The sequence below is a fragment of the Actinomyces sp. ICM58 genome, assembly GCF_000283035.1.
Lineage (GTDB): Bacteria > Actinomycetota > Actinomycetes > Actinomycetales > Actinomycetaceae > Pauljensenia.
Genome location: NZ_ALIY01000131.1, coordinates 1 through 9,714, shown reverse-complemented (window position 1 = coordinate 9,714; position 9,714 = coordinate 1). Strand labels below are relative to the sequence as shown.

Sequence of the window (9,714 nt, the reverse complement as noted above, 5' to 3'; positions counted from 1 at the left end):
GGGGCCGCGCCGCGCTCTCCAAGCGCGGACGGGTGATCGGGCGGGGTGGGGGCCGCCGCATCCAGGACTCGCACGCCCGCGGACGCCAAGTCCGCGGCCAGGAAAGCGGACACCGGGCCCTCGCCGAGGGCCGTCAGCAGCGTCGGCGCCTCCCCCGAGGGGAAGGGGGCCGGGGAGTCGGCCTCGGCCTCGTCGGCGGAAGGAGCGCGGGTGGCCGCGACGAGCGCCGCGTAGGTGACGGCCGCGTTCGTCGCTGGGCCGCCGGCGGCCATCGTGAAGTCCGTGGAGGTCACCTTCAGGCCCGGGTCGGGCACGTGGTCGAGTCGGTGCAGCACGTCCAGGGTCGTCAGCCCGGCAAAGAGAGCAGTCATGGGCATATTGTCGCACCCGGCGGGCGCTGGGGGACGAGGCGGGCGCTGGGGCTGTACCATGATGGCGAACCAACATTCACCGACTCTTTCGGACCGCCATGCACCTGCTCGACGCGCTGAACAATTCACTCCCCGAGGCCTTCCGAGCCATCGACCTCATGGGCGTGCTCCTCAACGGTATCCTCGGCGGAAAGGTTGCGCGAGAACGCAACTTCGACGCCGTCGGCTTCTGCATCCTCGCGATCATGACGGCACTCGCGGGCGGCATGATCCGTGACCTGCTGCTGACGACGCGTACCGGCGCACCCGTGGCCATCACAGACCCCTACTACCTGTGGTTCGCGATCATTGGTGCCCTGGTCGCGATGGCCTTCCGCATGGACTCGCGTGCGTGGTCGGTGCTCCTCGTCATCGCTGACGGCATGGTGCTGGGCTGTTGGAGCGCGACCGGCGCGATCAAGACCCTCGACGCGGGGTTTGCGATCATACCGGCGATCCTGCTCGGCATCATGACTGCCATCGGCGGTGGCATGGTCCGAGATATCTCCGCGGGCTTGGTCCCGCGCGTCTTTGGCGGCAATAACCTCTACGCCACACCGGCGTTTGCGTGCTCGCTGGTCACGGTTGCGTTCTGGTACATGGGCCAGCCGGTCCTGGGCATGGGCGCATCCATTGTCGTTGGCCTCATCTTCACCGCCATGGCGCACTGGCGTCGATGGAGGCTCCCGCAGACCCGCGAGTGGACGATCACTCTCACATATTCGCAGTTAAAAGCTCTGCGCAGGGGTAGGCGTTAGTATGGCCGTGTGAATTCCAAAGCAACACACGCTTCTTCGTCTCCCGCAACGGCGCGTAAGCCGTTCAAAACGTGGCACCTGTCCATGATGGCCCTGGGCCTGGCGATCGGTGCCGGCTTCTTCCTGGGCACGGGCTCCGCCATTCACCAGGCGGGCCCCGCCGTCCTCGTGTCCTACCTGCTGGCCGCCATCATCGTCGTGTCGGTCATGCTGGCCCTCGCGGAGCTGGCCTCGTCCCTGCCGTCGACCGGTTCCTTTTCGTCCTACGCCGAGGCCGGGATCGGCCGGTGGGCCGGGTTCACTATCGGGTGGCTGTATTGGGTCATGCTCATCATGGTGTCGGGCTTGGAGGTGACGGGCGCGGCCACGTTCTTCGTCGGCTGGTTCCCGGGCGTGCCCCAGTGGGTCGTCGCCCTGGTCATCGTCGTCGTCATTGGCGGCATTAACCTGCTGGCCGCCGGCCAGTACGGCGAGATCGAGGCCTGGCTGTCGATGGTGAAGATCATCGCGATCGTCGGCTTCCTGTGCGTGGGTGTCTTCCTGGTCGCGCGCACCGCGCTCGTTGGGCCGCTGCCCGGACACGAGGGCGTCCTGCAGAATGTCCTGGGTCACAACGGTTTCGCGCCCAACGGCCTGTCGGGTATCGCCGTGGCTCTCCTGGCCGTCATCACGTCGTTCGGTGGCCTCGAAATCGTCACGATCGCCGCCGCCGAGGCCGAGGACCCCCGCGCCGCGATGGCCAGCGCGATCCGTTCTGTCATTACCCGCATCCTCGTGTTCTACGTGGGTTCCGTCCTCCTGCTGACCGCCCTGCTGCCCTGGGACAGTGAGGCGATGGAGAAGAATGCCTTTGCCGTCGTCCTCGAGATGGCGGGCATCCCGGCCGTCAGGACCATCATGGAGGTCATTATCTTCATGGCGTTGGTTTCCGCATTCTCCGCGAACATTTACGCCTCCTCGCGCATGGTCTACTCCCTGTCTGCGCGCGACATGGGGCCGCGCTGGCTGCTGGGTGCTCCCGCCGCCGAGAAGGCGCACGCGCACACCGTCGTCAAGGCCGCCCTCGAGGACGACGAGGCCGTCCTGGCTGCCGAGAGGGAGGGAGACATCGCGGCCGGGCGCACCCCGAAGCGAGCGGTCGGCCTGGTCGTCGCGCTGGCGCTCCTGGCGGTCCTGGGCAACTGGTACCTGCCAGACACTATCTTGACGATGCTCATCAACGCGATCGGCATGGTCCTCCTCATCGTGTGGACTTTCATCATCATTTCGCTCATGCGCCTGCACCCCACTCTGGAGCGCAGCGGCTCCCTCGTGATCCGCATGCCCGGTTGGCCGTGGCTGCCGTGGGTTGTCCTGGTGGGCCTGGCTGGCATCGCCGCGCTCATGCTCACGAGCGACGAGGGGCGCTCTCAGCTGGTCTCGATGGGCGCGCTCACGCTCATCATCGTCGCGATTTACTTCGTGCGTCAGCTGGTGAGTTCGCGCGCCACCAAGTAGTTATCCACAGGGGCGCGCCGCCGAGTACGCAGATGCCGGCGGTCGGGTCCATCATGGGGGCACCCCGACGACGCGTCGGGGTGCCCCCATGGCGTGGGCTCACGCGAGTGATGAGTGAACAGGAGGCGTGATGGCACGCAAGCGCCGCAGAAGCATCGGGGATATGATCGGCGTCCTGCTGATCGTCGCCGCCCTGGTGTGGGCGTTCGCGCCCGGCGTCGGCTGGGACCTGCTGGGCCTGCGCTCGCGCCTGGGGTGGCCTCCGATGCGCAGCGGGGAGGCGCTGTCCTCCTTGCCTGACACCGAGGCTGCCCGCCAGCTGCGCGAACTCGCCGTTCGGTCCGCGGATGAGGCGTCAGTCGTCCCGGATTACGACCGTCAGGCCTTCGGACAGCGGTGGGCGGATACCGACCATAACGGCTGCGATACCCGTAACGACATCCTCGCCCGGGACCTCGCGCGACCCACCTTCAAGCCGGGTACGCGGGACTGCGTGGTGCTCACCGGGACGCTCGCCGAACCCTACACGGGCACCACGATCCAGTTCCAGAGGGGGGACAAGAGCTCTGCCCTGGTCCAGATCGACCACGTCGTCGCCCTGGCTGACGCGTGGCGCTCGGGGGCCTGGCAGTGGGACGCGCAGCGGCGCCAGGAGTTCGCCAACGACCCCGAGAACCTCCTGGCGGTCGACGGGGCGGCAAACGAGGACAAGTCGGCGTCCTCCGCTGACCAGTGGCTGCCGCCCAACGCCGCCTTCCGCTGCGACTACGTCAAGCGGCAGATCGCCGTCAAATACGCCTACGGCCTCAGCGTCACTCAGGCCGAACAGGACGCGATGGCGACCCAGCTGACTACCTGCTCGAACGATCCCTAGTCCGAATCTGTCAGACTGTTCGGAGTGTGAGCCTGTGCGTGTGACGCTCACACGAATGCAGTGCGCCTGTGTGCCAGTGACTAGCGGAGGCAAGAAGAATCTCAGGCTTTTTCTCAACATGTGTCCATCCGGTGTGGAACTGTACCCAGCGCGGGGACGTTGCCGAACAACGCCGGTAAGGTTCCCCTCAAGGGAGAGGGGCGACATGTACACGGCAATCAACTGGGCGATGGACGCGGGCTTGTACGCGGCCGTCAGCGCGCTCACCTGCGCCCTGTGGTGGCTGCTCGGCATGCGTGCTGACCGCGCGCGCCTGCGCGGGCGTCCCCCGCGCGCCACCTCACACGACGAGGCCCCCGGCCACGCCAGCCACGACCAGCTCACCGTCTCCAAGGCCCTGCCCCTCATCTACCGTCGATCCAAGCGGACCGGTGCCCTCCTGCCGCGAGAAGACAACCCGCACACCCCCACGACCGCGGAGATTCCCGTGGTCGCGGCCCAGGCCTCGTCGATGTGGAGGCTGCCGAGGGCACTGCCCCTCGCGTGGATCCTCTACCTGGCGGGCCTCCTGATCTTCACGCTCCTGCCGATCCCCTCCGACCCGGTGGCAGCCTGCGCCGCGATCATCCACTGGGACAACTACGTGCCCTTCGGGTCCCTGTCCGCCGTCGCCGACCAATTCCGCGACGGCGAACAGCTGCGCGGCACCCTCTACGGCCTATCGATCCTCCTCAACATCGCCCTGTTCGTGCCCCTCGGCGCGCTCGCGGAGACGGCGTGGAGGATTCGGCGCGCCCGCCAAGCCCGCGAGGACCTGCCCACCGACGGCGGGCGCCTGGCCCGTTCCATTCCCACCCGTCGCGTGCTCGTATGGATTGCGATCGGCGCCCTCGTCTCCTGCCTGATCGAATTCACCCAGTACACGGGCCTGTTCGGTGTCGTGCCCTGCACTTACCGCGTCGTCGACATCGACGACGTCATTACCAACACGATCGGCACCTACCTGGGCGTGCGGCTCCTGCCCCTCATCGCGCGCAACGCGCGCTTCATGGGCGCGTAGCTGTCCAATCCGATAGCGTGGCGCAGACTTGCTCGAGCGTCACGCGAGAGGAAGCGACGGCGACCACAAGGTCGTACACATCATCGTTGGAAACTGTTTCTGAGATTTCGAGCGCGTTGAGAGATAAAAAAACGGAACAGGAAGCCCACGCAAGGCGCTCATTGCCGTCGATCAGCGCGTGGTTCTTCGTGAGTGATTCAAGTAAAGCTGCCGCCTTGGCTGCGGTGGACGGGTAAGCGTCCTGGCCCATCAGCGTCGTCTGCGGGCGCAAGGCCGCCGCATTGAGGAGGCCGAGATCTCGAACGGGACCGATTCTCAGTGCGGTCACGATATCCAGCAGGTCCTCAAGTGAGAGAAACTCGCACGGCATGGCGCTACTGTCCAAGTCGCTCCAGCGCGTCCCCCCAGCGCTCAACGGTCTGGTTGAGTGCGTCGGTCACGCGCTGGCGGTGCGTCATGCGGTTGAACTCCTCGTCGATGGCGCGCAGCACTGCATCGTGTTTGGACGTGCCGGCGCGCTGGGCGAGCTCGTCGAGCTTGCGTGCGTGTTCCTCGTCGAGTCGGAGTGTCATAGCCATGCCGTAATGGTATCACTCTGATACCAGACTTGTGGTGGTGGCCCTCCTACAGCCAGCCGGCCGCGCGGGCCAGGGACGCGGCCTCGGCGCGCGTGCGCGCGTTCATCTTCAGCATCGCCGAGGACACGTGGTTGCGCACCGTCCCCTGGCTGAGATGGAGGGAATGGGCGATGTCGGCGATCGTGCCTCCGCCTTCAACCTCATGCAACACGTCGGCCTCGCGATCCGTCAGGGGAGAAGACCCCGCCGCCAGCGCTTCCAACGCCAGATTCTGGTCGATCGCCCGCCCGCCCGCGGCCACCGTCCGCACGCCCTCCACGAGAGTCTCGACCGGCGCGTCCTTCACCATGAAGCCCGTCGCCCCCGCGTCGAGGGCGCGCTGCAAGTAACCTGGGCGCCCAAAGGTCGTCACGATGAGCACGCGCACCCCCGGGAATCGGGAACGGATCGCCTGCGTGGCCGTGATGCCGTCCATGCGGGGCATCTCGACGTCGATGATGGCGACGTCGATGGGGGCACTCGCGCGGGCAGGGGCGTCCGCTGATGCCAGGCGCGCCAGCTCATCGAGTGCCTGCGCGCCGTCCGCGGCCTGCGCGACGACCTCAATGTCGCGCTCCAGGTCCAGCAACCCAGCCAACGCCCCGCGAATCATCGCCTGGTCATCGGCCACGAGTACCCGAATCGTCACGTCACCCTCCTGTCTGCCTGCGCTTGGGGTACTAGGCTAGCGCAGGTGAGAGGATCGTTCCTTGTGTTCGCCGCCCCTCAGGATGAGTGGGCGGCGGGTGCACCGTCGAAGGACAGCGCGGGGCCCTGGGAGGGGGCCGCGGCGGAGAAGATCAGGACGAGTGGGCGGCGGGTGCACCGTCGAAGGTCAGGACGAGTGGGCGGCGGCTTCGGCGTCGAAGGACAGCGCGAGCGTCCACGTAGAGCCCGACGCGCCCCAGGTGAGCGTGCCCTCGTCGCCGACCAGCTCAGACAGGCCCGCCAGGCCCGACCCCGACCCCGCGCTCGACGCGGCGTAGGCGGCCGAGTATCCGTCGTTTGTGACGGTCACGCCGCCCGGGGAGAGACGGACACGCACCCACGAGGGGCGCGCGTGCAGGATCGCGTTCGTGACCCCCTCGCGGATCACGTGGGCGGCGGCGGCCGAACGAGGCCCCGACGGCGGCTCGCCCTCGTTCGTGATCTCGGCGTCGATGCGCGCGACCTCCAAAAGCGACCGCGCCTCCTCGAGCTCCTCTCCCGGGGACAAGGCCCGCGCGGCCGCCACGATGCGGCGCACGTCAGCCAAGGCCTCGTTCGACTGCGCGGTGACCGCGCGAATCTGCTCGCGCGCCTCCTCAACACGCCCCGCCTCCAGGAGACGACCCGCCAGCTCAGATATCATCGTGATCCCCGTCAGCGAGTGCCCCAGGATGTCGTGCAGATCCGTGCTCAGGCGCGCCCGTTCGGCGGCCTTCGCGCGCTGAATCGCATCCTGGCGGCGCAGATGCTCGCGGGCCGAACGCTCCATGCGCCAACGCGCCACCCCCACGAAGACACACAGCAGCACCAGGTACCAGCCCATCCACAGGGGCTCACCCTGCGCGTAAGCGGCCACACCCGCGATAGCGGTCACCGGCACGAGGCCCGCGACGATGAACCTGCCCGGCGCCTGAAACACCCACGCGACCAGCAGATACGACGTCAGCATGAACGCGTGAGGCGTGTCAACGGAAACCGCGTACACGAGGTAGGCGACCGTCGCCGCCGCCAGCGCCGCGTGGGAGAGGATGAATGGCCTCGTGAAGGAGTTGCGCGCGGGCAGGGGATTGGCCAGCCACGTCGCCGAGTTCACGACCGCGATGAGGGCGCACAACCCGATGAGGCCCGCGCGCTGGGCCGGATCCGGCAGCCGCACGGCGTAGGCGAGGGGGAACCCTATGAACAGCATCCACGGGGCCGCCCACGCCAGGGAGATCAAGCGCTCCTTCATGACACCAGCCTAGCGAGCCGTGTCGTGGGACGCGCCCCACCAGGCGATGCCCGCCGTGAGAACCACCCACCCGACGATGTTGAGCCACGCCGCCGTCGGCATCGGGACGGTACCGGCAACCGCGTAAATCGCCTGGACGGCGCCGTACAGGGGCGTGAAGGGTGCGACGTGGGAGACGAAGGGCGGCATCTGCTCCAGCGGGATGAACATGCCGGACACGAACGCGCCGAACACCATGACGAACGCCGAAGCGCTGTAGGCATTCTCGCCCTTAATCGTGTAGCCGCACGCCAGGCCGATGAGCGCACCGAGCGCCGACAGCGCGATGACGACCGCGGCGCTGGCCGCCCACGCGCCCGCCGTCATCTGCGAGCCGGTAGCCAGGCCAACACTGAAGCAGATGAGCGCGATGAACGCGCTCAGCGCCACCAGGGCCGTGAGGCGCACAAGGAGAATCACCCACGGCTGGATGGGCGTCAGCGCGTACATGCGCGAGATTCCGGTCGTGCGCTCGACGGACAGCGTCGCGCCGAGCGACCCGCCCACCAGGATCACGCCGTATGTGGTCATCATGACGACCATCGCGGCGGCCACGTTGCCGCGCCCAGTCTGCGTGGTGCGCGCGGCCTCGGTCATCCCGAACATCGCGTACATGAACAGGGGCAGGAGCAGGGCAAACGCCATGTTCCACGGGTTAAGGATGTGCGACAGGAATGTCGCGCGCCACAGCTTCCCGGCCCCCGTGAAGGGGGAGGGGATCGGTCGGTCGGTGGTACGCGCGGGTGCGTGGGTGGTCATGATTCCTTCTTCGTGTGTCGTGTCTGGGTTCGTGGGCCGGGGGCCTCGGGACGAGGCCGGGGCCGGCTCATCGGGGTGGGCGTTCGTCGCGCTCACTCGGCGTCGGCGTGGGAGGTGATGCGCTCGAAGACGTCTTCGAGGTCCTCGTTGTCGGCGACGACCTGCTCGGTGGGAGCGTCCAGGAGGACCTTCCCGGCGTCGATGATGACGATGCGATCGGCCTCCTTGCGGGCCTCGGTCAGGTAGTGCGTGGCGAAGAGGAGCGTGCGGCCCTCCGCGGCCTCGGCGTGCATCGTGTCCCAGAATGCGCGCCGCGCCAGGGCGTCCATGCCGGCCGTGGCCTCGTCGAGGATCAGGAAGTCCGGGTTGCCGGAAAGGGCGAGGGCGAGGCGCACGCGCTGCACCTCGCCGCCGGAGAGCTTGTTGAGCGGCCGCTTGGCGAGCTTCGTCAGGTTCGTGCGCTCGAGGAGCTCGTCGGTGGGGATCGGGTTGGCGTGCATGGCGGCGACCAGGTCGATCGTGTTGCGGACCTTTCCGTCGCGCGGCAAGGCCCCGGACTGGAGCATCGCGCCCACGAGGGAGCGCCGCACGGCCTCGCGCGGGTTCATCCCGTAGACGCTGATGTCGCCCTGCGTGGGGGTGGCCAGGCCGAGGACGATGTCCAGGAAGGTGCTCTTTCCCGCGCCGTTGACGCCGAGGAGCGCCACGATCTCGCCGGGCATGAGGGTGAGGTTCACGCCGCGCAGCGCGTCGACGTGGCCGAAGGACTGGTGGATGTTTGTCGCCTGGAGGGCGGGCGTTGCTTCTGCGTTCATGACTCCCAGTCTGCGCGCGTTTAGGTGGGGCCGGAAGTGCCCTTTGATGCAGGTGGTGCCATGACAAATGTCAGGGGGCGCGGGTGCGGGCGCGCGTCTTGCCTCGTTGGGCTAGCTCGGTTTCGCATGTAATTCCCCCGCATCCGGTCAACGAGCTGCACGGGGGTAGTGTCCCCTCCCGAAAGTCGCATGCAATTCCCCCGAGGTGGTTTTCTGCGACGCCTCAAAACGTTGGAATTGCAACGACAGTATTTCAATGTATGAAAGGTTTACAGGGAAATTGCATGCGAAATCGTATCGGTTGGTCGTTGTCGTGGCTCGCGCACCCGTAACCGCGCACGTGGGCCCGCTAATACGAGCGCGGGCCCTCTGATCCGCACCTTAACCCCCTAACACGAGCGCGGGCGGCCCCGCCCAGACGCGGAATAGCGGGTTAGCGTGCGATATTGCGGGTTAGCGCTCGCGATAGCGGGTTCGCATGCGAGCTCCATGCGGCCAGGCATCGTTGTGTCCGCAACGCAGGCCACCTCGCCCACAGCAGCCTGTCAACGATTTTCGCCGAGGTGGTCTGCGCAGTGGGCGCCACGCCACCTCGAGCCGCGACTTCACCGCCCCGAACCGTGACCTCACCGCCACCAAACGGGGGGAATTGCACCATTAGAGGTGCGACACGCCGGCGACACGCCGAAGGGAGGCTTCTAATGCTGCAAAACCCCCATCGCCACCGGTGTGGCGAGCACCGGTTGGCTCGGGCCAGGCCACGGTGCCCGTGGGGGGAACCGGGGCGAGCGCCAGATTAGTTTCGCACGTAATTTAACTCGGTCATTTTTCGAGATGGCCCACAAACGTTGCAATTCCAACGGTTACATTTCAAAGTCTGAAATATGTGGAGGGGAATTACGTGCGACATTGGTGACTGGCGGGCATGACTGATCAGTGCACAGCC

10 protein-coding genes and 1 pseudogene are annotated in these 9,714 nt (G+C 67.1%); 4 read left to right on the top strand and 7 right to left on the bottom strand.

The annotated features are described in order from the left end of the window. Positions 1–371, bottom strand: a pseudogene (locus HMPREF1138_RS06330) (PfkB family carbohydrate kinase); the annotation flags it as partial. Between the two features lie 98 nt (positions 372–469). Here HMPREF1138_RS06330 and HMPREF1138_RS06325 point away from each other — a divergent pair. The 4 genes from HMPREF1138_RS06325 (at position 470) to HMPREF1138_RS06310 (ending at position 4,599) form a co-directional block, all read left to right on the top strand. Next, the gene (locus HMPREF1138_RS06325; protein ID WP_009057802.1) at positions 470–1,168 is read left to right on the top strand and encodes a trimeric intracellular cation channel family protein; all 699 of its coding nucleotides are present in this window, start codon (positions 470–472) and stop codon (positions 1,166–1,168) included. 9 nt (positions 1,169–1,177) lie between these two features. Next, complete coding sequence (locus HMPREF1138_RS06320; protein WP_009057796.1) at positions 1,178–2,665, top strand: amino acid permease; 1,488 nt, start codon at positions 1,178–1,180, stop codon at positions 2,663–2,665. Positions 2,666–2,795: 130 nt separating this feature from the next. Beyond that, positions 2,796–3,539: an HNH endonuclease family protein gene (locus HMPREF1138_RS06315; RefSeq protein WP_009057808.1), complete on the top strand. Its 744-nt coding sequence runs from the start codon at positions 2,796–2,798 to the stop codon at positions 3,537–3,539. A gap of 205 nt (positions 3,540–3,744) precedes the next feature. Then, positions 3,745–4,599: a VanZ family protein gene (locus HMPREF1138_RS06310; protein WP_009057803.1), complete on the top strand. Its 855-nt coding sequence runs from the start codon at positions 3,745–3,747 to the stop codon at positions 4,597–4,599. On the opposite strand, the gene HMPREF1138_RS06305 is transcribed toward HMPREF1138_RS06310, so the two are convergent. The 6 genes from HMPREF1138_RS06305 to HMPREF1138_RS06280 form a co-directional block, all read right to left on the bottom strand. Beyond that, on the bottom strand, positions 4,586–4,969 hold the full coding sequence (locus tag HMPREF1138_RS06305) for a type II toxin-antitoxin system death-on-curing family toxin (protein WP_009057805.1): 384 nt from the start codon (positions 4,967–4,969) through the stop codon (positions 4,586–4,588). The two genes, HMPREF1138_RS06310 and HMPREF1138_RS06305, sit on opposite strands and share 14 nt — an antisense overlap. Before the next feature lie 4 nt (positions 4,970–4,973). Further along, positions 4,974–5,177 carry a type II toxin-antitoxin system VapB family antitoxin gene (locus HMPREF1138_RS06300; protein ID WP_021610950.1) on the bottom strand — a complete coding sequence of 68 codons (204 nt, stop codon included), beginning with the start codon at positions 5,175–5,177 and terminating at the stop codon, positions 4,974–4,976. 46 nt (positions 5,178–5,223) lie between these two features. Continuing rightward, entirely contained in the window at positions 5,224–5,865 is a 642-nt protein-coding gene (locus HMPREF1138_RS06295) for a response regulator transcription factor (RefSeq protein ID WP_009057799.1), read from the bottom strand. A gap of 186 nt (positions 5,866–6,051) precedes the next feature. After that, the gene (locus HMPREF1138_RS06290; RefSeq protein ID WP_009057809.1) at positions 6,052–7,155 is read right to left on the bottom strand and encodes a sensor histidine kinase; all 1,104 of its coding nucleotides are present in this window, start codon (positions 7,153–7,155) and stop codon (positions 6,052–6,054) included. A gap of 9 nt (positions 7,156–7,164) precedes the next feature. Further along, the gene (locus HMPREF1138_RS06285) at positions 7,165–7,953 is read right to left on the bottom strand and encodes an ABC transporter permease (RefSeq protein ID WP_039937215.1); all 789 of its coding nucleotides are present in this window, start codon (positions 7,951–7,953) and stop codon (positions 7,165–7,167) included. A gap of 92 nt (positions 7,954–8,045) precedes the next feature. Continuing rightward, entirely contained in the window at positions 8,046–8,768 is a 723-nt protein-coding gene (locus HMPREF1138_RS06280) for an ABC transporter ATP-binding protein (RefSeq protein ID WP_009057800.1), read from the bottom strand. Positions 8,769–9,714: the final 946 nt, after the last annotated feature.

Excerpts from the sequence above, each read along its gene's own strand:
- HMPREF1138_RS06325 (WP_009057802.1), top strand. The coding sequence starts at position 470 with ATGCACCTGCTCGACGCGCTGAACAATTCACTCCCCGAGGCCTTCCGA.
- HMPREF1138_RS06315 (WP_009057808.1), top strand. The coding sequence starts at position 2,796 with ATGGCACGCAAGCGCCGCAGAAGCATCGGGGATATGATCGGCGTCCTG.
- HMPREF1138_RS06310 (WP_009057803.1), top strand. The coding sequence starts at position 3,745 with ATGTACACGGCAATCAACTGGGCGATGGACGCGGGCTTGTACGCGGCC.
- HMPREF1138_RS06305 (WP_009057805.1), bottom strand. The coding sequence starts at position 4,969 with ATGCCGTGCGAGTTTCTCTCACTTGAGGACCTGCTGGATATCGTGACC.
- HMPREF1138_RS06300 (WP_021610950.1), bottom strand. The coding sequence starts at position 5,177 with ATGGCTATGACACTCCGACTCGACGAGGAACACGCACGCAAGCTCGAC.
- HMPREF1138_RS06290 (WP_009057809.1), bottom strand. The coding sequence starts at position 7,155 with ATGAAGGAGCGCTTGATCTCCCTGGCGTGGGCGGCCCCGTGGATGCTG.
- HMPREF1138_RS06285 (WP_039937215.1), bottom strand. The coding sequence starts at position 7,953 with ATGACCACCCACGCACCCGCGCGTACCACCGACCGACCGATCCCCTCC.
- HMPREF1138_RS06280 (WP_009057800.1), bottom strand. The coding sequence starts at position 8,768 with ATGAACGCAGAAGCAACGCCCGCCCTCCAGGCGACAAACATCCACCAG.